The organism is Pseudomonas sp. BCA17, assembly GCF_004519405.1.
Taxonomy (GTDB): domain Bacteria; phylum Pseudomonadota; class Gammaproteobacteria; order Pseudomonadales; family Pseudomonadaceae; genus Aquipseudomonas.
In genome coordinates, this window is sequence record NZ_SGWI01000001.1 from 1,701,042 (window position 1) to 1,723,410 (window position 22,369).

The window sequence follows — 22,369 nt, forward strand, 5'->3', positions numbered from 1 at the left end:
ATGCTGGCCTGATCTACCCTCGGTGCGTTACCCTTACGTCTTATGTGTGATTTCCCACAAGGATTTAAGAAATGTCCGAGCCAGTTAAACTGCGCGCTCACAGCCAGGCTCATTGCAAGGATTGCAGCCTAGCCCCCCTCTGCCTGCCACTTTCATTGAATCTGGAAGACATGGATGCGCTGGACGACATCGTTAAACGCGGCCGGCCGCTGAAAAAGGGCGAGTTCCTGTTTCGCCAGGGAGACAAGTTTGACTCCGTCTATGCAGTACGTTCGGGCGCCTTGAAAACATTCAGCCTGAGCGACAGCGGCGAAGAACAAATCACCGGTTTCCACCTGCCCAGCGAGTTGGTCGGGTTGTCCGGCATGGACACCGAGATTCACCCGGTGTCGGCCCAGGCTCTTGAGACTACGTCGGTGTGCGAAATCCCCTTCGAGCGCCTGGATGAATTGGCCCTGCAACTGCCGCAGCTGCGCCGCCAATTGATGCGCGTGATGAGCCGCGAGATTCGCGACGATCAACAGATGATGCTGTTGCTGTCGAAAAAAACCGCCGACGAGCGCATCGCTACATTCCTGGTCAACCTGTCGGCACGCTTCCGTGCCCGTGGCTTCTCGGCCAACCAGTTCCGACTGAGCATGTCGCGCAACGAAATCGGCAACTACCTGGGCCTGGCGGTGGAAACCGTTTCCCGGGTGTTTACCCGCTTCCAGCAGAACGAGCTGATCGCCGCCGAAGGCAAGGAAGTGCATATCCTTGACCCGATCCAGCTGTGCTCGCTGGCCGGGGGGTCGCTGGACAGTTGATCCAGCCACCTGCGGCCGCGCCATTCGGCAAGGCCGCAGGTATACTTCGAGTCCGTTTTCCGCTCCCAGGACTCTTCGACGATGACCTTCGATTCGTTCGACATCAAATCCCTGATCCGCCCTGTCATCGATTTCCCCAAGCCTGGGGTGATCTTTCGTGACATCACCCCGCTGTTCCAATCGCCCCGCGCCCTGCGCCTGGTAGCCGACAGCTTTGCCCATCGCTACGTGGAGGCCGACTTCACCCATATCGGCGCGATGGATGCCCGGGGCTTTCTGATCGGCTCGATCATCGCCTACCAGTTGAACAAGCCGCTGATCCTGTTCCGCAAGCAAGGCAAACTGCCTGCCGACGTGCTGGCCGAGGGTTATCAGACCGAGTACGGCGAAGCCTTCCTGGAAGTGCACGCCGACAGTTTGTGCGAAGGCGATTCAGTGCTGATGTTCGATGACCTGATCGCTACCGGTGGCACCCTGATCGCGGCCGCCAACCTGGTGCGTCGAATGGGCGCGAAAATCTTCGAAGCTGCGGCGATCATCGATCTTCCGGAGCTGGGTGGTTCACAGCGTCTGGAAGATATGGGAATTCCAACGTTTTGCCTGACCCAGTTTGCATTGACCGAGCGGTGATCAAAGCCCCATCTGCTTGCTGATGATTTCATTCATCACTTCGCGCGTCCCCCCACCGATGGAAAGGATGCGGTTGTCGCGGTACAGCCGCTCCACCAGGCTGCCACGCATATAGCCCTGGCCACCGAGGATCTGCACGGCGTCATAAGTGACGCGGTCAGCCGTGTCGGTGGCGAGGTTCTTGGCCATGGAAATCTCCTTGATCACGCTCTTGCCGGCGGCCATCTTTGCCGCCTGGCGATAGGTGAACTCCCGGGACACTTCCACTGCAGTGGCCATTTCCGCCAACCGGTGCTTGAGCACCTGAAACTTGCCGATGGGCTTGCCGAATGCTTCGCGCTGGGTGGCCCATTTGAGGCTTTCCTCGAGCGCCAGTTGCGCGGTCATGTTGGCCATCAGCGCCAGGGCCAGGCGCTCGCTCTGGAAGTTGCCCATGATGCAGGCGAACCCCATATTTTCGGCGCCGATCAGGTTGCCCACGGGCACCCGGCAATCGTCGAAGAACAACTCAGCCGTATCCGACGCCCACCAGCCCATTTTCTTCAGGGGCTGACCGACCGTGAAACCCGGGGTGCCTTTTTCGATGAGCAACAGGCTGATGCCGCCAAAGCCCGGCCCGCCGGTGCGTACGGCCACCGTGTAGAAGTCGGCGCAGATGCCACTGGTGATGAAGGTTTTGCTACCACTGACGCGGTAATGTTCGCCCTCACGGACCGCACGGGTTTGCAGATTGGCCACATCAGAGCCGCCGCTCGGCTCGGTCACGGCCAAGGCGATGATCTTTTCACCGGCCAACACCGGCGGTACCACACGGTCGCGCACCTCGGACCTTGCCCATTTGACGACGGGTGGCAAGCCGATATCCAGCGAACCCAAGCCCGCCACCACACCGCCAGACCCGCAGCGCATCAGTTCCTCACTGGCAGCCACCTTGGCGAACAGGTCGCCCTCATGGCTACCACCAAGCGCTTCGGGATAACCGATGCCCAGAATCCCTGCGGCGCCTGCCTTGAGGTACAGCTCACGGGGAAAGCTCTCGGTCTCTTCCCATTGATCGACGCCCGGCAATAGCTCGCGCTCGACAAAACGGCGCACGCTATCGCGGACCAATTGGTGGCTGGGATCGAAGTAGTCCTGATAGGCAGACATCGGCAAACTCCACGGTGAGGTGGAGCGAACTTACCAAGCGCTTGCTTGGTTATCAACCCAAATGCAAACGCTGCCAACCCTACACAACCAAAGCGCTGTGATTTTTAGAGCGCGATCGGCTTACGTCCGGCGAATGAGTGGGCCAGGGTGCCGCCATCCACCAACTCCAACTCGCCCCCCAACGGCACGCCATGGGCAATACGCGAAGTGATCAGGCCTTTATTGGTCAACAGCTGGGCGATGTAGTGCGCCGTGGCTTCACCTTCCACCGTAGGGTTGGTGGCCAGGATCACTTCAGTAAAAGTGCCCTGCTCTTCAATCCGTGCCACCAGTTGCGGAATACCGATGGCTTCCGGCCCCAGGCCGTCCAGCGGCGACAAGTGTCCCTTGAGCACGAAGTAGCGCCCGCGATAACCGGTCTGCTCCACCGCGTACACATCCATCGGCCCTTCCACCACGCACAGCAGTGTGTCGTCACGACGTGGGTCGGCGCATTGCGGGCAGAGTTCTTCCTCGGTGAGGGTGCGGCACTGGCGACAGTGACCCACTCCGGTCATGGCCTGGCTCAGGGCCTGGGCCAACCGGGTGCCGCCGCTGCGATCACGCTCCAGCAATTGCAGCGCCATGCGTTGGGCGGTTTTCTGACCGACGCCCGGCAAAGTACGCAGGGCGTCGATCAGTTGACGAATCAGGGGGCTGAAGCTCATGGGCAATGGGTCCGACAAAACAACGAGACGCGGTTTATACCCGCGCCCCGGATTAGCGTCAAATGGTCAATCCTGCGCGACGCGCACCACCAACTTGCCGAAGTTGCGCCCTTCCAGCAAACCGATAAAGGCTTCGGGTGCTTGCTCCAGGCCGTCAACCACATCCTCACGGAACTTGATCTTGCCGTCGCGCACCCACGGCGCCATTGCACTGAGGAACTCGGGCTGGCGGTCGCCATAGTCGTCGAACACGATAAAGCCCTGGATACGCACGCGCTTGGTGAGCAAAGTGCGTTGCAGTGCCGGCAGACGATCCGGTCCAATCGGCGCTTCATGTGCGTTATAGCCGGCGATCAGGCCGCACAGGGGAATACGTGCCTTTGGGTTGAGCAGCGGCAGCACGGCATCGAAGACTTTGCCCCCGACGTTTTCAAAGTAAATGTCCACGCCCTTGAAGCACGCCTGGGAAAGCTCATCGGCAAAATGCTCGCTCTTGTGGTCGACACAGGCATCAAAGCCCAGTTCGTCCACCACGTAGCGGCACTTGTCGGCGCCCCCTGCAATACCGACCACACGCAAGCCCTTGAGCTTGGCCACCTGTCCCACCACCGAACCTACCGCGCCGGACGCCGCCGCCACAACCAGGGTCTCCCCGGGCTTGGGCTGGCCGATATCCATCAATCCCATGTAGGCGGTCATGCCCGGCATCCCCAGTACGCCCAGCGCCATCGAGGGGCTCGCCAAGCCCTTGGGCACAGGCATCAGGTTGCGACCGTCGGAAATACTGTGGCTCTGCCAGCCGGTTGAGCCGACTACCAGGTCGCCTACTTCGAATTTGGGATTACGGGATTGCTCAATACGGCTGACGGCACCACCGGTCATCACCTCGTCGATTTCCACCGGTGCTGCGTAGGACGGGGCATCGCTCATGCGCCCGCGCATGTAGGGGTCGAGGGACAGGTACAACGTCTTCAGCAATACCTGGCCGTCCGCCAATTCCGGCAGGTTCACGCGTTCCAGGCGGAAGTTTTCCGGGGTCGGCGCGCCCTGGGGGCGCGAGACCAGAACAATGCGCTGGTTCAGGACCGGTTCTTGAGGCATGGGGAGGTCTCCTTTATCGAATATGTCGGTATAGGGTGCAGACCTTGCGCACCCTGCCAGGGTTCGATTGGATCAGCACAAACAAAAATGCCAGGCACGAAGCCTGGCATTGGAGTCCAGCTAAAGCGGCTCGATCAGAACGGCAGCTTCATGCCCGGCGGCAGTTGCATGCCAGCGGTCACGCCGGACATTTTGTCCTGGCTGTTGGCTTCGATCTTGCGCACCGCGTCATTGACGGCGGCGGCGAACAACGCTTCCAGCATTTCCAGATCGTCTTCGCCAACACCTGGCAATACGCTTGGGTCGATGCTCACGCGCTTGATGTCGTGACGACCGGTCATCACCACACTGACCATATCGCCACCGGCTTTACCGGTGACTTCGGCGTTGGCCAGCTCTTCCTGCATCTTGGCCATCTTTTCCTGCATCTGCTGCGCCTGCTTCATCAGGCCGGCCATGCCACCTTTCATCATGGGAATCACCTCAAAGTACGTGGATCAATTTAGTAGCCCGGTATCAGGATGCCTGGGGTACCGGGGCTTCGACAGGTTCAATTGTATCTTGGCGAACGACTGCGCCGAACTGTTGCATCATTTGCTGGATGAGCGGATCACCGTGGATCGAGTCTTCCGCTTCGCGCTGACGGTTGATACGCCGACGCGTGGCGGCCTGCGCCGGGGTTTCCTGCTCAGGCTTGATCAACTCGATGGTGATGGTCAGCGTACGCTCATGGTACTGATTCAGGGCATCGTTGAGACGACGCTGCTGCGTGGCGTTAAACAGCGCGCTGTGGGCCGGGTCCAGGTGCAGCAGCCAGTGATCGCCTTCGATGGAGATCAGCGTGCAGTTGGCGGCGATGCTGCCGGTCATGCCGGAAATCGGCAATTTCGGGAACAACTCCAGCCATTGCAAGGCCAGGCCGGTAGCCGGTGCCGCAGCGGGCTCGGCTTCGGGCTCCGGAGCCGGCTCGGCCGTGTGTTCGCTGGCCAGGTCGTCCAGGTAACTGTAGGCCGAATCCATGTCCGGCTCGATGTAGTCTTCGTCCAGCGGCGGTTCGTCGTCGAGGTCAATGCCTGGGGTGGCGGCATCCACCTGGGCGACGGTCGGTTCGGGAACCGGCGCGCTGACCCACTCAGGGGCATCCGGCACTACGCTGTCCGGGGTCGGCGTTGGCATCGGCGTCAGCTCAGGCTGCTCGCCACTGGTTTCCAGCACGGGCTCCACGGCTGGCTGTAACTCGGCCTCCACCGGGTCGTTCCAAGGCAGGTCGACGACCGGCTCAGGCTCGGCAACCGGCTGCGGCTCGGCCACGGGAGCGGCCACAGGTTCAGGTTCAGGTTCAGGTTCAGGAGCAACCGGCGCTGGCGCTGGCGCAGCAACCACTGGCGCGACAACCGCCGCACCAGCCACTGGTTTGGCGGAATCAACTGTGGCCTGGCTGATCCCCACTGGCTTTAGCGGCTGTCTCGGTGCGTCTGCCGTGTCCGCCGGCCGGAAGGCCAGCATCCGCAGCAGGACCATTTCAAAGCCGCCGCGCGGGTCCGGTGCCAAAGGCAGGTCCCGGCGACCGATCAGGCCCATCTGGTAGTAGAACTGCACGTCTTCAGCCGGCAACGCCTGGGCCAGGGCCAACACGCGGTCGCGATCGCCATGACCGTTGTCGACACCTTCAGGCAGCGCCTGGGCAATGGCGACACGGTGCAGCACATTGAGGATTTCCGAGAGCACGCCGTTCCAGTCCGGGCCTTGCTCCGACAGGTGGCGCACGGCTTCGAGCAACGCCTTGGCGTCGCCTTCGATCAGCGCGTGCAGCACATCGAATACCTGGCCGTGGTCGAGGGTGCCAAGCATGGCGCGCACATCGGCGGCCATGACCTTGCCTTCACCGAAGGCGATGGCCTGGTCGGTGAGACTCATGGCATCGCGCATCGAACCATCGGCAGCGCGACCGAGCAGCCACAACGCGTCGTCTTCGAACGGCACGTTCTCGACGCCCAACACGTGGGTCAAATGCTCGACCACGCGCTCTGGGGTCATGTTTTTCAGGGAGAATTGCAGGCACCGCGACAAAATCGTCGCAGGAAGTTTCTGCGGATCGGTCGTGGCCAGAATGAATTTGACGTAGGGTGGAGGCTCTTCCAGGGTCTTCAGCAAGGCGTTGAAGGAGTGGCTGGAAAGCATGTGCACTTCGTCGATCAGGTAGACCTTGAAGCGACCACGACTGGGTGCGTACTGCACGTTGTCGAGCAGTTCGCGGGTGTCTTCGACCTTGGTGCGGCTCGCGGCGTCGATCTCGATCAGGTCGACGAAACGCCCTTCGTCGATTTCCCGGCACACCGAGCAGGTGCCGCAGGGTGTCGAGGTGATGCCGGTTTCACAGTTCAGGCATTTGGCGATGATGCGCGCAATGGTGGTCTTGCCCACCCCCCGAGTCCCGGTGAACAGGTAGGCGTGGTGCAGCCGCTGGCTGTCCAAGGCATTGATCAGAGCCTTGAGCACATGGGTCTGGCCGACCATTTCGCGGAACGAGCGCGGGCGCCATTTACGTGCAAGAACCTGATAACTCATCGAAAACCGTCGCAACTGGAGAGCAGAGGCCGGTAATGCTAGCGGAGCAAGGGGGAAATTGCATCCGGCACGCTCGTCTAATCTGCTTTCGCGGAACTGGCAGGCTCTGCGCTGCACCCGACACGCTCCTGACAAGAACTGACAGCACGGCCTTATAGACTCGATTTCACTCACCACCTGTGCTCAAGGAGCCTGCATGAATACCGTCGCTCACTACTTCCTGCTGTACGTCGACAGCCCAGCCGCCAGCGCCAGATTTTACAGCCGCCTGCTGGACAAGCCCCCTGTGGAACTGGGCCCCACGTTCGCCCTGTTCATCCTCGACAACGGCGTGAAGCTGGGCCTGTGGTCGCGGCACACCGTAGAGCCGGCGGCCCAGGCCACGGTGGGAGGTGCCGAATTGGGCTTCTCGCTGCCCGACAAAGCGGCTGTCGATGCCCTGCACCAGCATTGGGTGGAACGGGGGGCGATGATCATCCAGTCACCGACCGCCATGGATTTCGGCTACACCTTTGTCGCCCAGGACCTCGACGGCCACCGGCTGCGAGCGCTCTGCCTGAGCGACTGAACGCCGGCGCCCTTCCAGGGCGATGGCAGCCACGCTGGTCAACACGAGCACCCCGCCGAGCATCACCTGCAACGCAATGTGCTCGCCCAGCAGCGTCGCTGCCATCACCATCGCCACTGGTGGGATCAGGTACATCGCCACCGATGCGCGACTGACTTCGACATGCTTCAACACATACCCCCAGGCCAGGTAGGCAAGCGCACTGGGGAAAATGCCCAATACCAACACCGACAAGTTCTCCGGCAACGGCGCCCGCATCACTGCGCCCGGCAGGCCAGGCAGGTTCACGCACAGCATCAATGTGCCGGCCCACACCATGTAGCACGCCATGGTCAGCGGGCTGTAGCGGTGCGCGTAGTGCTTCTGGATGGCGAAATAGATACTCCACGAAACCGCCGCCAGCAGGATCAGCAAGCCCCGCGGGTCGAACTCCCCCCTGCCCGCGTCGCCCCAGACCACGGTCAGCACACCGGCCAACCCCAGCAGCACGCAGCCCCAACGCCAGGCGCTGACACGCTCCTTCAAGCAGAGAGACGCGATCAGCACACTGAACAAGGGCGCCGACTGGGCCAGCACACTGGACGCCGCCGCCGTCACCCACTGCTGCCCATGATTGAGGCTGGTGTGATGCAGAAACACGCCAAAAAAGCCCAGCACCAGCAACCACGGCAGGTCCCGCAGGCGCGGCCGACCGATACCTGCTGCCAGCGCGACACCGGCCATGAATACCGACGCGATCAAGAAGCGCAGCAATGCCAGTTGCCCGGGACTGTAGCTGTGCAACCCCATATGTACACCAATCGGCGAGTAGGCCCAGCAGAGGATGACGCCGGCGATGACTAGCGTAAGCTTCAAGGGTGACGGGGTATTCATTGACGGCATCCGCAAACTGAGTAGGAATGCAGTCAGTCTTGGCTTGCACGGGACGCAGGACAATTAACCGTTTCTGACTTCTGAAATCACTGGAACTGAGCAATGGAACTGGCCCAACTGAAAATGGTGCGAGCCGTGGCGCAAACCGGCAGCGTGGCACAGGCCGCCCTGCAACTGCACTGCGTGCCGTCAAACATCACCACACGCATCAAGCAGTTGGAAAGCGAGTTGGGCACGCCCCTGTTCATCCGGGCCGGGCGTGGGCTGGCGATCAGTGCTGCCGGTGAAATCTTCCTGGAGTACTGCGAGCGCATCCTGGCGTTAGTGGAGGAATCCAAACGCGCAGTGGATGCCAACGCAATTCCCCGGGGCACTTTGCGCATCGGTGCCGTGGAATCCAGCGCCAGCGGACGCCTGCCGCCCTTGCTCGCGGAATACCACCGGCGCTACCCCGATGTCAGCCTGGAACTGGTCACCGGCGCCTGGGCGCAACTGCTCGATGATCTGCAACACCATCGCCTCGATGTGGCCTTGGTGGCCAGCGGCAGCAGGCGCGCCAAGCTCGAACACAGCGTGGTCTACAGCGAACGCCTGGTGTTGATCGCCAGCGCCTCCAGCGCACCGATCAACAGCGCCAAGGACCTGGCCGGGCGCACCTTGCTGGTGTGGCCGCCCGGCTGTCCCTACCGCGCCGCACTGGAAAACTGGGTCAGACCTCACGACTTCAAGCCGAGCATCGCCAGCTATGCAAGCTGGGGCACAATCATCGGTTGCGTCAGTGCGGGAATTGGCGTGGCGTTGGCGCCCGAGGGCATCCTGGCCCGCTATGAGCAGGCCAATCAGCTGGCGTCGTACCGGTTCGAGGAACTGCAGGCGGTGGACAACCTGCTGTTCTGGCACAAGGACACCCAGCGGCATCTGGCGCGGGATGCTTTCGCCGGGTTACTGCGGGAAACCTTTGGCTGACACCGTTCGACCTGTATCGACTCAGCTCTTCGGGGCGGCCAGACGGGCGTACTGGTCCTGGCTGATCCAGCCGGTGAACGAACGATCCTCGGCATTGATGAACTCTACCTGAGCCCAGCCATCCTTGAACGCCAGCACGCCGACCACGTCATTCTTGACGATGTAAGGGCGCTTGGCGGCCTTGGCACTTGGGCTCTTTAGCAGGTAAGCCTTGTCGGCGGACACCTTGACCAGGCCGATCCATTTCGTGTTGGCGGTCTGAGACAGGTCCAGGCCGGTGGCGATTTCCGGCATCAGCACATTGAGGCAACCAGGGTGCTGGCGGCCGTCTACCACGGTCAGGGTCACACCGTCCGACGACGGTGCCACGCTGCCGGGGTAGGCATTGTCGAGCCAGGTGGTCAGCGCAGCGGGCTTGCCTTGCAGGTAGAACGAGCAGCTGCGGGTCACGCCCTCGCCCATTGCCTCGGAGTAGTAGCCTTCAACCTGATGCTCAGGCGTCACTGCCAGCATCAGCCCTTCGTATTTGCCTGAATGCAACGCGGGCGAACCGGCAAAGGCAGGTACTGCGGCGCACAACGACAACACACCCATCGCTAGAAAACGCATCATGTTATTTTTTCCCTTCCAGTTTTTCGTAGGCTTTTTGCATAAGGACGTCATAGTTGCCGTAGTCCTCGCCGTTATAGTTGCGCGCCATGCCAGTGAAATCCTTGGCTTTCATGGCTTTCATCAACGCCGGGCTCTTGCTGCAAAAACCGAGGAAAGCCTTTAGTTGGTTGCCGGCATTCACTTTTAATGCCGCTGCGAATTCAAACACCGTCTTGTAACCGCATGACGCGTAGTTGAATCCCATGATCTGAAACATGCCCCAGGACGCAGACATCAACGCCGCTTCCTGATCCAGGGCAAAGGCGGTGGCCATGGTTTCCCAGGCCTTGGTCTGGTCCTTGTTATTGGTCTGCCACTGCGGACCGGCCTTCTTCTTGTAGGGGTAAGACAGCAGCGGGTGCGCCTGGTCGTAGATGTGCTTGGTGTACTTGCGAAACAGGTGCCCTTCGAAAGCAATCACCGGCAACTTGGCTGGCCCGAACCCCGAACGCCCACCGGATTCCACCGTGGCAAACGCCTTGATGATATTCACCGAAATGCCACCACCCAACTGCGTGGCGGCGTTCTGGAAGTCGGTCTCGCTGAGCGTCATGCCCCCGTCGCACGTGGCCTGGAGCATCAACTGGCGGTTACGCCGCTCGGCCTCGATCATCGCGCGCATGCGGTCCAGGTACACGTTGACCGTGGCCTGCACCGCGTCCCCCTGGTTGTTGCCGAACACATTGAGAAAGCTCGGAATGCGCATGTTCGGGTAAGCCTTCACCGGTACCTTCACCGCTTCTTCGATCAGGCTGTTGAAGGTGCGCCCGGTAGGGTCGATCACGCCATCGGGGTGGGCATACTTGAGGTGACGGAATTGATATTGGCTGATGCATTGCACCAACTGGCCATCGCACTTGCCGTTTTCGGCCAGCGGAAAACCCATTTTCGGAATGATCAGATTGAATAAGTACTGGATGCACTGCACATCGGCGGGCAAGTTGCGGGCTTTACCGGGAGCACCTACCGAAGCACTGATAAGTCGAGGCAACCCTTGCAGGCTTTTCATGACAGACATCCTTGTTAGTTAAAGAAGTGATAGCACTTCAATATCATCCCCATACCCTTGTCATACTCTGAAACAAGCGGCTGGCGAAAACTAACAAGGCGGTTTTGGGTTGTCCAGAGGAGGTTTGGAAAGTTGTGAATCAGCCGCACTTAATCAATCAGCAACCGTGGGACTCACGAAACTTCTGGTCCCTGTGGTAATCGATCCATTCAACCACATCGTAGGGCAGGTACAGCTGCGACGTGGCCCGGGAAATCGCAATATAAACCGCGCACAGTCTCTGGTCGAACGCGTAGGCATCCTTGAACGGAACGTTGGTCAACAGCTCGGGGGTCAGCAGCACCTGCTCAAACTCCATCCCCCCCGCCTCTTGCGCCAGCATCAACAGGCAACGCTTGCCGGGTTCGCCACCCAGGCGGTTCAAGCGCGTGACATCCGCGACATTGAAACCTTTTTCCAGCTCGGCCTCGACCCACAGGAACGACTCATCGAACTGGCTGGCCTCACGCACCTGCCGCCAGTCATCCATGCCACTGAAATAAGCGTGTGCGCCTTTTTCGTTGTGCTCATCGCTGTAGAAGTCCGGCTTGAACAAACCGATGACGCTGATCATGAAGCGCTCCAGGTCCTGCTGCGCCGCGTTGCCCTGCAAACCGAAGGGGCAGTTGGCCTGGTACAGCTGGATCGCCCACTTCATGGTGTCCCAGTGGGACGCGGTCAACACCACGCAGCCTTCCGGCGGCACGAAGCCCTGTGGGTAGTGCTCGATGCCGACGTCGGCATCACGCGCTCCCTCGAAAGGGATCTTGCACTTGTTTGAGTGCACGCTGATCAACGGGTTGACCAGACGCTCGATATTGCGCCCCGAGCGCACGGAGTAGCTGATGTCGCTTTGCCGGACCTCGCGCTTTCTCCGCACCATCACACCACTGGCCGATTGGTATTCGTCGCCGAGGGTGATCAGTACCTGACGACCACGCTCGATAATCTGCAGCAATGGCGCAGGTATGTCCTGGCTTTCATCGATCAATACATGGGTGTAACGCGGCGGCACCACACAACCGGCGAGGCAGGCGCGCTTGATCAGCAACAAAGACGCGAACCCGGTCTGGCCGGCCCATTCAGGATTGCTTTCCAGGTAGGTCCACACACGGCTTGAATACTCCAGCAGCGCCTGGGCATCCACGCTGCCCAAAGGCTGCTTGAAATGCGGAAAGTGCCGGGCCGACAGGCTGTGATGCGCGGAGTGACAATAGTTTTCAAGCACCTTGAGACAGACATCCAGGGTCGCCTGGCCGTCATGCCCACGCCAACCGTAGATATCCAGAACCTGGGCCACCGCCTGCCTGGTGGGTAACCTGCTCGGTGTGTTCACCACGACGGGCCGCGGGCCGTGCAACAGGGCCTTGGCGAAAGCGGCAAAAGTAGAGCCGGCCTTGCTGTCGCGAGGCAGGCCCATGCGCTCGCGCAACGTCGCCAGTTTGGCTCCCGTGCGCGCCAGTACCAACGTCTGTGCAGGGCGCAGGCACTCGATCAAGGCGCCGAGCAGATGGCTCTTGCCGATGCCCGCATAACCCTGCACGTGCAGGTCTTCATTGAGATTGGCGCGGAACGTGCGCACCAGCTTGTCCTGGGCGGGGCTGAGCCAACGTTCACGGTGCCGGGGCGTGATCATCTGCTGGCTGAACGGATCATTGCCGCGCAGGTGGCGGACCTTGTAGTCGACATCCCATTTGCCGGTGGGCAGCAGGTAATCGCGCGCCTGGACTTCTTCAGCCGACAAAAGGCGCAGGTTGATGCTTTTGAGCGCGTTGAAACCGAAATACAAGGTGCGCGGATCGAACAGTCGCTGTGCCTCGGACAGTAATGTTGCCGTGCCCTCTGCCTGCGTATCCACAGCCCAGCCGATCAATTTGGCCAGGATGCGCTCGGCGCCCGTACAGGTCAGGTCTTTTTCCGCGGCCTGGGCCAGGTTCTGGATGACCAGCACCGCCGCCAGTTCCGGGTCCGTCAGGCCGAGCAGGACGTTGGCCCCCTCGGCACCCAGCAAGGCCGTGCAGGTTTGCGCAGTGACCGGCAAGAACACCGGGCTGGATAAATCAAAATGTTCCGGTTGCATACTTCCTCGTCGCGTCGCTGGCGTCAGGCTTCGCCGGGTTCAACCTGAATACCCAGCTCAAAGCGATACTCGCCGAGCGATCCCGACATGCCGCCGGGATGCCGACCCGCTGCACTGGCTGCATTGATCTGCTGCTGCAGTTCGAAGACGGCCATATCGAACAACCGGCGCAAGTCCTCGGCGCTCTGCGCGGCCACATTCAACTGCAGGGTGTACGCGCCGTTCAGCGCGGACGGTGCAGGCTCGGCGGCGGGGGCCACCTCCCCGACCCGGATCATCTCGGCCTGGCTCAGGATTTCAGCGTGCTCGTCATCCATGAGGTCCAGCACCCTCGATAACTCCAGGGTCTGTTCCGGATGCGATTGAATACGGTCCTTGATTTCCAGACGCCGCATCTGCCACTCCCGCAGTTTTTCGCGAGTGAGGTCGTCCACTTTTTCCACGTGTGCTGTCTCCGAATGCCAGGCACTGGAGTATGCCGCCATGGACTGCCCGATGGCAGATGGCGTGAAAGCATTTTTTGAATTGAATTTGAGACGATGCTGCCGGGAAGAGCATAAGGAAGAGCGTTATGGAGGCAACCCCACCAGCCACACCCCGGCACACAATGTTCCCGCTGTGGCTGCTCCCTTCCGGGCCTGACCAGGTTAACGGGTAATCGTTGCGGGGGGACCGATGGGGTCACCATAACGACGCCTGCCTCTCGGCAAGCCGCGCCATTGTACCGATCTCATCGGAAGTTACAACCGTTGGTTCCGGATTAAAAATATGAAGAAGCTCAAGTACTTGTCACAGCCGTAAGCATCGCGCCCGAGTCCTGTGGGAGACGGCTCCTCATTGGGCCAATACAACCTCATCGGCCCGACCACCCTCCTCCTGAATCACCAGGTGAATAAAGTGCAGCTTGGCGATCACCGCCGGCGGCAACACGAAGGGATAGAAATCCGGCTGGCCCATGCTGCGCGACAGCTCGTTGAGCATGCCGGCCAGTTCGATCCAGGCGTTGACGAACGCCAGGAACGCCGGGCCGCCGGGATGCTCGGGGTCATAGAGGGTGGTGAGCGGGAATGGCTGGTAATCCAGGTCCATCTCCCGGGCACTCATGCCGAAGCCGAGGGCGGTATCGACGGCGTCCATCATGTGCAAGTAATGCGCCCAGGTTTCCGCCCAGTCTTCCCAGGGATGCATGGTGGCGTAGGCGCTGACGCAGGTGTGTTGCCAATCCGGGCGCGGCCCGTTCTGGTAGTACTGGCCGAGGGCATCGGCGTAACTGGCGCGTTCGTCGCCAAACAGCTGGCGAAAGGCTTGCAACCAATGGGTGTCGGCAATCAGGCGATCCCAGTAGTAATGGCCGACTTCATGACGGAAATGGCCAAGCAAGGTGCGATAAGGTTCGCGCATCTGGACCCGGACTTTTTCTCGGTGGGCATCGTCGGCCTCCTTGATATCCAGGGTGATCAAGCCGTTGGCGTGGCCTGTCATGGGCGCGTTGCCTTCCAGGTCGATGCCGATGAAATCGAAGGCAAGGCCGGTGTCTTCATCGACGCTTTTGGGCACGACTTGCAGGCCCAGGTTGATCAGTTGCGCCACCAGACGACGCTTGGCGGTTTCCACTTTGCGCCAGCGCTCGTGGTTTTCCGGAACCGAGAGATCGGGAATGGTGCGGTTAAGACTGCAAGCCGTGCACAAGGTCGCCGTACTGTGGGCCGGTATCAACCAGTTGCAGGCCGCGGGGGTATCGAGGTTGGCACAGCGACGGAAGGCACCGGCGTCGAGATTGTCATCCTGAAACCATGTGCCCGCCACAGGGCCGGGCTGCAGCGAGGAAAGGCGAGCTTGCCGGGGGTAGTAACCCAGCAGCGCCTGACAGGCCAGGCATTGGCTGTTGCGAAAGAACAATGACTGGCCGCAACGGCACTGCCACACCTTGCTATCGCGAGACGTGCCGGCCACGAAGGGTGCCGCGATGCGTGAACTGAGTTGCTCGAAGTAGCGGAACATGGCGATCTCTCCCTGGGTGACTGAGACTAGATCATTGGCGGGTCGAGATCGTTCCACTTTCCTGCAGGGGCCGCTTCGCAGCCCAGCGCAGGGCAAACCTGTTCAGCGCAACAAGCCTGCCCTTCACGACACGCGATCAGACCGTGATGTTGTGCCCGGCCAGGAAGGCGACGAACGCCGCTTCATCCAGCACTTTCACGCCCAATTCACTGGCCTTGGCCAACTTCGAACCGGCGCCCGGCCCGGCGACCACGCAGTGGGTCTTCGCCGAAACGGAACCTGCGACCTTGGCGCCAAGACTTTCGAGCTTGTCCTTGGCCACATCGCGGCTCATCAGCTCGAGGGAGCCCGTCAGCACCCAGGTATGGCCGGCTTCCGGCAAGCCCTCAACCACCTTCTTCTCGCTCTGCCAGTGCATGCCGAAGTCCTTGAGCTGTTGCTCGATAGCCAGGGCGCGATTGGCGTTGCCTTCGTCATCGAAAAAGTCGCGCACGGCCTTGGCTTGCTTCTCGGGCAGCGCCTGGCGCATATCCAGCCAGTCGGCCTTGATCACACCTTCCAGGGAGCCGAATTTGTCCGCCAGTTTCTGCGCCGCACCCGGGCCGACGCTCGGCACGTGAAGCTTGTCGAGCAAACCGCCCAAGGTCGTGCTGGCGGCGAATTCAGCGCTGAGTTCGCCCTGATCCTGCAATTGCAGGCCGCATTCCTGCGGTGACAGCAGCGCACCAATCACGTCCTGGTTATGGCTGTCCTCAAAGAAACTGTGGATTTCATGCGCCACCTCCAGACCGACGTCCGGCAGATACGTCAGCACCTCCGGCAGTGCCTTCTGCACCCGCTCCAGGGACGCCAGGGAGCGCGCCAGTACCTTGGCGGTCTCTTCGCCCACGTCGGGAATGCCCAGGGCGTAGATGAAGCGTGCCAGGGTCGGCGTCTTGCTGTTTTCAATGGCCGCGATCAGTTTCTTGCTGGAGATATCGGCAAAGCCTTCCAGGTCGATGATCTGCTCGTACTTGAGTTTGTAGAGGTCGGCGGGCGAGCCGATGAGTTTCTCGTCCACCAGTTGCTCGATGGTCTTGTCGCCCAGGCCATCGATATCCATGGCGCGCCGCGAAACAAAATGAATGATCGCCTGCTTGAGCTGCGCCCCACAGGCCAGGCGGCCGACACAGCGGTACACCGCGCCCTCGCTGACGGTTTCCTTGCCTTTGCTGCGCTTGACCAATTGCGTGCGCTCCACATGGGAGCCACATACCGGGCAGTTCTGCGGAACCTGCACCGCTCGGGCATTTTCCGGGCGACGCTCGACGACCACCGAAACCACCTGCGGGATCACATCCCCGGCGCGGCGGATAATCACGGTATCGCCGATCATCAGGCCCAGCCGTGCCACTTCATCCATGTTGTGCAAAGTGGCGTTGGACACGGTCACACCGGCCACCTTGACCGGCTTGAGGCGCGCCACCGGCGTCACGGCGCCAGTACGGCCGACCTGGAATTCCACGTCGAGCAATTCGGTCAGCTCTTCCATGGCCGGGAATTTATGGGCGATGGCCCAGCGCGGCTCACGGGCGCGGAAGCCCAGTTCACGCTGGGAAGCGATGCTGTTGACCTTGAACACCACGCCGTCGATTTCATAGGGCAAGCTGTTACGCCGCTCGCCGATATCACGGTAGTAATCCAGGCAATCCTGGATGCCCTTGGCCAGTTTCAACTCGCGGCTGATGGGCATGCCCCACTTCTGCAACTGCTGCAGGTTGCCGATATGGGTGTCGCTGATATCGGTCGTCACACCGTAGCAGCAGAACTCCAGCGGGCGGCTGGCGGTGATCTTCGAATCCAGCTGGCGCAGGCTGCCGGCGGCGGCGTTGCGCGGGTTGGCAAAGGTCTTGCCGCCCACTTCCAGTTGCGATGCGTTGAGACGCTCGAAGCCGGCCTTGGACATGAACACTTCGCCGCGCACTTCCAGGGTCGTCGGCCAGCCGCTGCCATGCAGCTTCAGCGGGATATTGCGCACGGTGCGCACATTGACGCTGATATCTTCGCCGGTGGTACCGTCGCCACGGGTGGCGCCGCGTACCAATTCGCCGTCTTGATAAAGCAGGCTGACCGCCAGGCCATCCAGTTTCGGTTCACAGCTGTATTCCACCGCTGCGCCCCCGCCAAACAGATCGCCCACCGGCAGGTCGAGACCTTCCGTGACCCGTCGATCAAACTCGAGCATGGTGGTTTCGTCGAACGCGTTACCCAGGCTGAGCATCGGGATCTCATGCTTGACCTGGGTGAACGCCGACAGCGCCGCACTGCCGACCCGCTGCGTCGGTGAATCGCGCGTCACCAGTTCCGGATGCTCGGCTTCCAGGGCCTTGAGCTCGTGGAACAAGCGGTCGTACTCGGCGTCCGGAATGCTCGGCTCGTCGAGGACGTGGTAGCGGTAGTTGTGCTGATCCAGTTCAGCGCGCAGTTCGAGGATACGGGTATGGGCGGCGGTCATGGGTGTTCTCTCATAAAGCAAAAGAGCAGCCGAAGCTGCTCAATATGTTAGTGCACGGATTCTACAGGCAACGCCTGAGATCGAACCTCAGCGTTTCTGTGTCAGCGCGCGACGCTCGAACTCGACGATGCGCTGACGATAGTGCTCGATGGTTTGGGCAGTCAGGACGCTGCGCTGGTCATCCTTGAGCTCGCCGTTGAGTTCCTGGGACAGCTTGCGCGCTGCAGCCACCATCACGTCGAATGCCTGTTTCGGGTGACGCGGGCCTGGCAGGCCGAGGAAGAAGCTCACCGCCGGGGTGCTGAACAGGTCGATATCGTCCAGATCAAACGTGCCGGGCTTGACCGCATTGGCCATGGAGAACAGCACTTCGCCATTACCGGCCATGCTTTCGTGACGGTGGAAAATATCCATCTCGCCGAAACGCAGGCCGCTTTCCAGGATGTTCTGCAACAGTGCCGGGCCTTTGAAGCCGGCAGCGTCGCGGCAGATCACGCTGATCACCAATACTTCTTCGGCCGCCGGCTGATCGTTCACCGACTGGCGCGGCGCATTGCTTTTGGCCGGAGTCTCATCAGGAAAATCATCGTCGCGGCTGCTGAAGCTCGGGCCTTCATCGACATCGAGGTTCAGGTCGCCCTGATGCGGCTCGGCAACCGTTGCGGTGTTGCGCTTGCCGCGCTTGGAAGACGGTTCGCGGGCTTCACGCAGCGGCGCACTCATGGACGGCAGGTCGTGCTCGTCCAACTGCGGCTCTTTGTGAGTATCCAGTACACGGGGCGGCCCCAACAGCTCGGCGTTGCCGTCGTCGTCGGGCAAGTTGGACAGGTTGCGGTCCAGACGGAACTTGAGCTTGCCCTTGCCACCGCGCATGCGGCGCCAGCCATCAAAAAGAATACCGGCAATGACAATAATGCCGATGACGATCAGCCACTCGCGCAGACCGATTTCCATGTAATCCCGTGCCTCTAATAAAAAATGCTGAAAAATAAGGGGCTTAGCAACGTGCAAACCGCTTTAAAACGTGGCGCCAACTCTATGTTCTGACTGACGTTTTGCCCACGCATACGAAAAATTGACATTAAATTAGCACAGTTGGCAGAAAGTGTGTCGGATTGGTCGCTTTCGATACACAGGACGATCTTTTATCTCAGCGCCAACTGTGAGCTATAAGCTGCAAGCTGCAAGCTCAAGCCAACTCACTTGCAGCTTATAACTTGCAGCTTGCCGCTACGCCGCTAGGCGTCCACCATCTTCATCGCTTCTTCCACATCCACCGCCACCAGGCGAGAACACCCCGGCTCGTGCATCGTCACCCCCATCAATTGATCCGCCATTTCCATGGCGATCTTGTTGTGGGTGATATAGATGAACTGCACAGTCTGGGACATCTCTTTAACCAGCCGAGCGTAGCGTCCAACGTTTGCGTCATCCAGCGGCGCATCCACTTCATCAAGCATGCAGAACGGCGCCGGGTTCAATTTGAAGATGGCAAATACCAGGGCCAATGCCGTCAGTGCCTTCTCGCCACCGGACAACAAATGGATGGTGCTGTTCTTCTTGCCCGGAGGCCGCGCCATGATCGTTACCCCTGTATCGAGTAGATCTTCGCCCGTCAGTTCCAAGTAAGCGCTGCCACCACCGAAAACTTTCGGGAATAAGGCCTGTAAACCGCCATTAATCTGATCAAAGGTATCTTTGAAGCGATTACGGGTTTCCTTGTCGATCTTGCGGATCACGTTTTCCAGCGTGTCCAGGGCCTCTACCAGATCGGCGTCCTGGGCATCCAGGTAACGTTTACGTTCGGACTGCTGCTGATACTCATCGATGGCCGCGAGGTTGATCGCGCCGAGCCTTTGAATACGTGCGGCAATGCGCTCAAGTTCTTCTTCGGCGTCTTTCTCGTTGGCCTGGGCGTCCAAGGTATTGAGCACACCGTGCAGGTCGTAGCCGTCTTCCAGCAGTTGATCCTGCAGGGCCTTGCGGCGCACGGTCAGGGCCTGCCATTCCATGCGCTGCTGTTCGAGCTGGCTGCGGATCAGCTGGGACTGCTGCTCGGCCTGGGTCCGGCGCTTTTCCGCATCGCGCAGTTCGCGGTCGGCGTCTTCCAGGGCGATCTGCGCGGTCTTGAGCTCTTCGTCGACGCTCATGCGCTTGTCGAGCAACTCTTCGAGCTTGAGCCGCAACTCTTCCAGCGGGGCTTCGCCCTCCTCCAGGTTGAGGCTCAGTTGCTCACGCTTTTCGGTGAGGCGTTCGGATTGCATCTCCAGGCGCTCAAGGGCCTGGCGCGTGGCATCGTACTGAGTGCGCAAAGAGCCGAGACGCACCGCCAATTGATGCGCGTGATCCTTGTGCTGACGCGCTTCCTGACGCACGCGGTCGAGACGTTCGCGCAGGCTGTCGCGCTGGGCCAGCAGCAGCTCACGCTGCTCAGTGTCCTGCGCCATGCTGTCGAGCGCCTCCTGCAATTGCAGGCGCGCTTCGCCGATCTGCTCGTGCTCGAGGGCGCGCTGCTCGCCCATCTCGGCCACTTCCTCGTCAAGGCGGGTGCGGCGCAGGGTCAACTGCTCCACCTTGGCCTTGCTCGCCGACAGCTGGGCTTTCAATTCGCCTTGCTGGCGCGCTTCATCCTGCAACAGCCGGCGCAGATGCTCGCGGCCGGTCTCCTGCTGGCGTTGGGTGGCACGCAGGGTTTGCAGTTCGGTTTCCAGGCTTTCCAGAGTGGCTTCGCGCTCTTCACGCTCGGCGATCAGGTTGACGATCTCCTGGCCACGGGCCAGGACGCCACTTTCCGCTTCACTCGCGCGGCGCACCCGCAGGAAGTGGCGACCGACCCAGTAGCCATCGCGGCTGATCAGGCTCTCACTGGCCGCCAATTGACCGCGCAGGGCGAGGGCCTGTTCCAGGGAGTCCACCGGCTTGACCTGACCCAGCCAGGGCGACAGGTCAATCGCCGCCTCGACCTTATCCAGCAAACTGCCCGGTACCCGAGTGCCATCGGTTGCCGGGCTGAGCAAACGTAAATCGCCCTGGGTGAAACCGGCCAGGTCGAACCCGCCAAAATCATCTACCAGCACGGCTTGGAGGTCGGCGCCAAGCACGGTTTCGACCGCCAGCTCCCAACCCGCCTCCACCTTCAAGCCTTCAGCCAGGCGCGGGCGCTCGGCCAAATGCTGGTCGCGCAGCCACTCGGCAGTGCCGGTACCCGGATCCAACGCGGCTTGCTGCAAGGCTTCAAGGGATGCCAGGCGACCGTTGAGCCGCTGCAAATCGCCCTGTGCCTGCTGCTGGGCCTGGGTGGCCTGTTGCAGTTGCTGGCGCAATTGCTCCAGGCGCTCGACCTGCTGTTCTTCGCTGGCCTCCAGCTCCTCCAGAGTCATTTCACTTTCAGCCAACTGCTCGCTGAGCTCCATGATCGCCGCGTCTTCCGGGTCGGCGGCGAGCAACGCGCGCTCTTCCAGCAGCCGGCGCTGGCGCTCGGCCAGGCGTTCCATGCTGGTTTCCAGCTGCTGGATGCGTGACTGCTGCACCTCGGCCTGGCGGCGCGGCTCGGCGGACTTCAGGTTGAACACATCCCACTGTTCCTGCCAGCCGTGCATGGTGGTTTCGGACTCTTCCAGGGCCGCGGCGGCTTCTTCGGCGGCGGCGCTGGTGATTTCCTGCTCGGGGGTGAGCATGTCCAACTCTTCGCCAAGGGTCAGCAGCAAGGTGCGGTCATGGCCCAGGTGCGATTCGGTCTCCAGGCGCGCCCGTTCGGCTTCCTTCAGATCGTCCTGCAATTGCCGCAGACGCTGCTGGCCATGCTGGATGCTCTGCTCCACGCGGGCGATATCACCGCCAACCGAATAAAATCGGCCCTGCACCAGATTGAAGCGTTCGGACAAGTCATGGTGCCCGTCACGCAGGCGTTCGATGCTGGCGTCGGCGTTACGCTGCTCGGCCACCAAGGCTTCGAAGCTGATCTCTTGGGTGCTGATGATTGCTTCGCGCTGGCCGACCTGGTCATTCAACGCCTGCCAGCGCAGGGCAGAGAGTTGCGCCTTGAGCTGGCGCTCCTCGCCCTTGTATTCCTGATACTTCTCGGCGGCCTGGGCCTGGCGGTGCAGGCGCTCCAACTGGCGCTCCAGCTCTTCGCGCAGGTCGGTGAGGCGGGCGAGGTTTTCGTGGGTGCGGCGGATACGGTTTTCGGTCTCGCGGCGGCGCTCCTTGTACTTGGAGATGCCGGCCGCTTCCTCGATAAAGTTGCGCAGGTCTTCAGGCTTGGCTTCGATCAGCTTGGAGATCATGCCCTGCTCGATGATCGAGTAGCTGCGCGGGCCCAGGCCTGTGCCGAGGAAGATATCGGTGATGTCGCGGCGTCGGCATTTGGTGCCGTTGAGGAAGTAGCTGTTCTGGCTGTCGCGGGTCACTTTGCGGCGGATGGAGATTTCCGCGTAGGCCGCGTATTCGCCGACCAGGGTGCCGTCGGAGTTGTCGAACACCAGCTCGATGCTGGCCTGGCTCACCGGCTTGCGGCTGGTGGAGCCGTTGAAGATGACGTCGGTCATCGACTCGCCGCGCAGGTTCTTCGCGGAGCTCTCGCCCATCACCCAGCGTACGGCGTCGATGATGTTCGACTTGCCGCAACCATTGGGCCCGACCACCGCCGCCATATTACTGGGGAAGTTTACCGTGGTCGGGTCGACGAAGGATTTGAACCCCGCCAACTTGATGCACTTGAGCCGCAC

Annotated in this window: 18 protein-coding genes and 1 other RNA gene; 4 read left to right on the top strand and 15 right to left on the bottom strand. The window is 61.0% G+C overall.

The annotated features are described in order from the left end of the window. The first annotated feature begins 71 nt into the window (after positions 1-71). Both fnr and EXW71_RS07875 read left to right on the top strand, forming a co-directional pair. Entirely contained in the window at positions 72-806 is a 735-nt protein-coding gene (fnr, locus tag EXW71_RS07870) for a fumarate/nitrate reduction transcriptional regulator Fnr (RefSeq protein WP_123715457.1), read from the top strand. 81 nt (positions 807-887) lie between these two features. Then, positions 888-1,436 (top strand): adenine phosphoribosyltransferase, encoded by a 549-nt coding sequence (locus tag EXW71_RS07875; RefSeq protein ID WP_090369375.1) that lies wholly within the window; start codon positions 888-890, stop codon positions 1,434-1,436. On the opposite strand, the gene EXW71_RS07880 is transcribed toward EXW71_RS07875, so the two are convergent. From EXW71_RS07880 to dnaX, 5 genes are all read right to left on the bottom strand, one after another. Then, positions 1,437-2,585: an acyl-CoA dehydrogenase family protein gene (locus EXW71_RS07880; protein WP_134656971.1), complete on the bottom strand. Its 1,149-nt coding sequence runs from the start codon at positions 2,583-2,585 to the stop codon at positions 1,437-1,439. Positions 2,586-2,689: 104 nt separating this feature from the next. Beyond that, positions 2,690-3,292: a recombination mediator RecR gene (gene recR, locus EXW71_RS07885; protein WP_015885312.1), complete on the bottom strand. Its 603-nt coding sequence runs from the start codon at positions 3,290-3,292 to the stop codon at positions 2,690-2,692. Between the two features lie 66 nt (positions 3,293-3,358). After that, complete coding sequence (locus EXW71_RS07890; protein ID WP_134656972.1) at positions 3,359-4,393, bottom strand: NADP-dependent oxidoreductase; 1,035 nt, start codon at positions 4,391-4,393, stop codon at positions 3,359-3,361. A 134-nt stretch (positions 4,394-4,527) separates the two neighbouring features. Then, complete coding sequence (locus EXW71_RS07895; RefSeq protein WP_003193199.1) at positions 4,528-4,866, bottom strand: YbaB/EbfC family nucleoid-associated protein; 339 nt, start codon at positions 4,864-4,866, stop codon at positions 4,528-4,530. Between the two features lie 43 nt (positions 4,867-4,909). Continuing rightward, positions 4,910-6,961 carry a DNA polymerase III subunit gamma/tau gene (gene dnaX, locus EXW71_RS07900; RefSeq protein WP_134656973.1) on the bottom strand — a complete coding sequence of 684 codons (2,052 nt, stop codon included), beginning with the start codon at positions 6,959-6,961 and terminating at the stop codon, positions 4,910-4,912. A 196-nt stretch (positions 6,962-7,157) separates the two neighbouring features. Between dnaX and EXW71_RS07905 the strand changes: the two genes are divergently transcribed. After that, complete coding sequence (locus EXW71_RS07905) at positions 7,158-7,529, top strand: VOC family protein (protein WP_123715452.1); 372 nt, start codon at positions 7,158-7,160, stop codon at positions 7,527-7,529. Here EXW71_RS07905 and EXW71_RS07910 read toward each other — a convergent pair. Continuing rightward, positions 7,443-8,402 (bottom strand): DMT family transporter, encoded by a 960-nt coding sequence (locus tag EXW71_RS07910; protein ID WP_134656974.1) that lies wholly within the window; start codon positions 8,400-8,402, stop codon positions 7,443-7,445. The two genes, EXW71_RS07905 and EXW71_RS07910, sit on opposite strands and share 87 nt — an antisense overlap. Before the next feature lie 102 nt (positions 8,403-8,504). Between EXW71_RS07910 and EXW71_RS07915 the strand changes: the two genes are divergently transcribed. Continuing rightward, positions 8,505-9,368, top strand: a complete 864-nt coding sequence (locus tag EXW71_RS07915; RefSeq protein ID WP_134656975.1) for a LysR family transcriptional regulator — start codon at positions 8,505-8,507, stop codon at positions 9,366-9,368. A gap of 21 nt (positions 9,369-9,389) precedes the next feature. Here the strand turns inward: EXW71_RS07915 and EXW71_RS07920 are convergent, their stop codons facing one another. The 9 genes from EXW71_RS07920 to smc all read right to left on the bottom strand — a co-directional run bounded on the left by EXW71_RS07920 (position 9,390) and on the right by smc (position 22,369). Beyond that, positions 9,390-9,980 carry a hypothetical protein gene (locus EXW71_RS07920; protein ID WP_134656976.1) on the bottom strand — a complete coding sequence of 197 codons (591 nt, stop codon included), beginning with the start codon at positions 9,978-9,980 and terminating at the stop codon, positions 9,390-9,392. A 1-nt stretch (position 9,981) separates the two neighbouring features. Further along, positions 9,982-11,028 (bottom strand): N-acetylmuramidase family protein, encoded by a 1,047-nt coding sequence (locus EXW71_RS07925; protein ID WP_123715450.1) that lies wholly within the window; start codon positions 11,026-11,028, stop codon positions 9,982-9,984. A 157-nt stretch (positions 11,029-11,185) separates the two neighbouring features. Beyond that, positions 11,186-13,147, bottom strand: a complete 1,962-nt coding sequence (locus EXW71_RS07930) for a hypothetical protein (RefSeq protein WP_134656977.1) — start codon at positions 13,145-13,147, stop codon at positions 11,186-11,188. A 23-nt stretch (positions 13,148-13,170) separates the two neighbouring features. After that, complete coding sequence (locus EXW71_RS07935) at positions 13,171-13,632, bottom strand: hypothetical protein (RefSeq protein WP_256658198.1); 462 nt, start codon at positions 13,630-13,632, stop codon at positions 13,171-13,173. A 96-nt stretch (positions 13,633-13,728) separates the two neighbouring features. After that, an RNA gene (gene ffs / locus EXW71_RS07940) (signal recognition particle sRNA small type) lies at positions 13,729-13,825 on the bottom strand. 156 nt (positions 13,826-13,981) lie between these two features. After that, positions 13,982-15,148 (bottom strand): putative zinc-binding metallopeptidase, encoded by a 1,167-nt coding sequence (locus EXW71_RS07945; RefSeq protein WP_134656978.1) that lies wholly within the window; start codon positions 15,146-15,148, stop codon positions 13,982-13,984. Positions 15,149-15,284: 136 nt separating this feature from the next. After that, positions 15,285-17,642 (bottom strand): NAD-dependent DNA ligase LigA, encoded by a 2,358-nt coding sequence (ligA, locus tag EXW71_RS07950; protein ID WP_134656979.1) that lies wholly within the window; start codon positions 17,640-17,642, stop codon positions 15,285-15,287. A gap of 87 nt (positions 17,643-17,729) precedes the next feature. Further along, positions 17,730-18,596, bottom strand: coding sequence for a cell division protein ZipA (gene zipA, locus EXW71_RS07955; RefSeq protein ID WP_123715446.1), 867 nt, complete (start codon positions 18,594-18,596; stop codon positions 17,730-17,732). Positions 18,597-18,880: 284 nt separating this feature from the next. Next, positions 18,881-22,369: a chromosome segregation protein SMC gene (smc, locus tag EXW71_RS07960; RefSeq protein WP_134656980.1), complete on the bottom strand. Its 3,489-nt coding sequence runs from the start codon at positions 22,367-22,369 to the stop codon at positions 18,881-18,883.

Excerpts from the sequence above, each read along its gene's own strand:
- fnr (WP_123715457.1), top strand. The coding sequence starts at position 72 with ATGTCCGAGCCAGTTAAACTGCGCGCTCACAGCCAGGCTCATTGCAAG.
- EXW71_RS07875 (WP_090369375.1), top strand. The coding sequence starts at position 888 with ATGACCTTCGATTCGTTCGACATCAAATCCCTGATCCGCCCTGTCATC.
- EXW71_RS07880 (WP_134656971.1), bottom strand. The coding sequence starts at position 2,585 with ATGTCTGCCTATCAGGACTACTTCGATCCCAGCCACCAATTGGTCCGC.
- recR (WP_015885312.1), bottom strand. The coding sequence starts at position 3,292 with ATGAGCTTCAGCCCCCTGATTCGTCAACTGATCGACGCCCTGCGTACT.
- EXW71_RS07890 (WP_134656972.1), bottom strand. The coding sequence starts at position 4,393 with ATGCCTCAAGAACCGGTCCTGAACCAGCGCATTGTTCTGGTCTCGCGC.
- EXW71_RS07895 (WP_003193199.1), bottom strand. The coding sequence starts at position 4,866 with ATGATGAAAGGTGGCATGGCCGGCCTGATGAAGCAGGCGCAGCAGATG.
- dnaX (WP_134656973.1), bottom strand. The coding sequence starts at position 6,961 with ATGAGTTATCAGGTTCTTGCACGTAAATGGCGCCCGCGCTCGTTCCGC.
- EXW71_RS07905 (WP_123715452.1), top strand. The coding sequence starts at position 7,158 with ATGAATACCGTCGCTCACTACTTCCTGCTGTACGTCGACAGCCCAGCC.
- EXW71_RS07910 (WP_134656974.1), bottom strand. The coding sequence starts at position 8,402 with ATGAATACCCCGTCACCCTTGAAGCTTACGCTAGTCATCGCCGGCGTC.
- EXW71_RS07915 (WP_134656975.1), top strand. The coding sequence starts at position 8,505 with ATGGAACTGGCCCAACTGAAAATGGTGCGAGCCGTGGCGCAAACCGGC.
- EXW71_RS07920 (WP_134656976.1), bottom strand. The coding sequence starts at position 9,980 with ATGATGCGTTTTCTAGCGATGGGTGTGTTGTCGTTGTGCGCCGCAGTA.
- EXW71_RS07925 (WP_123715450.1), bottom strand. The coding sequence starts at position 11,028 with ATGAAAAGCCTGCAAGGGTTGCCTCGACTTATCAGTGCTTCGGTAGGT.
- EXW71_RS07930 (WP_134656977.1), bottom strand. The coding sequence starts at position 13,147 with ATGCAACCGGAACATTTTGATTTATCCAGCCCGGTGTTCTTGCCGGTC.
- EXW71_RS07935 (WP_256658198.1), bottom strand. The coding sequence starts at position 13,632 with ATGGCGGCATACTCCAGTGCCTGGCATTCGGAGACAGCACACGTGGAA.
- EXW71_RS07945 (WP_134656978.1), bottom strand. The coding sequence starts at position 15,148 with ATGTTCCGCTACTTCGAGCAACTCAGTTCACGCATCGCGGCACCCTTC.
- ligA (WP_134656979.1), bottom strand. The coding sequence starts at position 17,642 with ATGACCGCCGCCCATACCCGTATCCTCGAACTGCGCGCTGAACTGGAT.
- zipA (WP_123715446.1), bottom strand. The coding sequence starts at position 18,596 with ATGGAAATCGGTCTGCGCGAGTGGCTGATCGTCATCGGCATTATTGTC.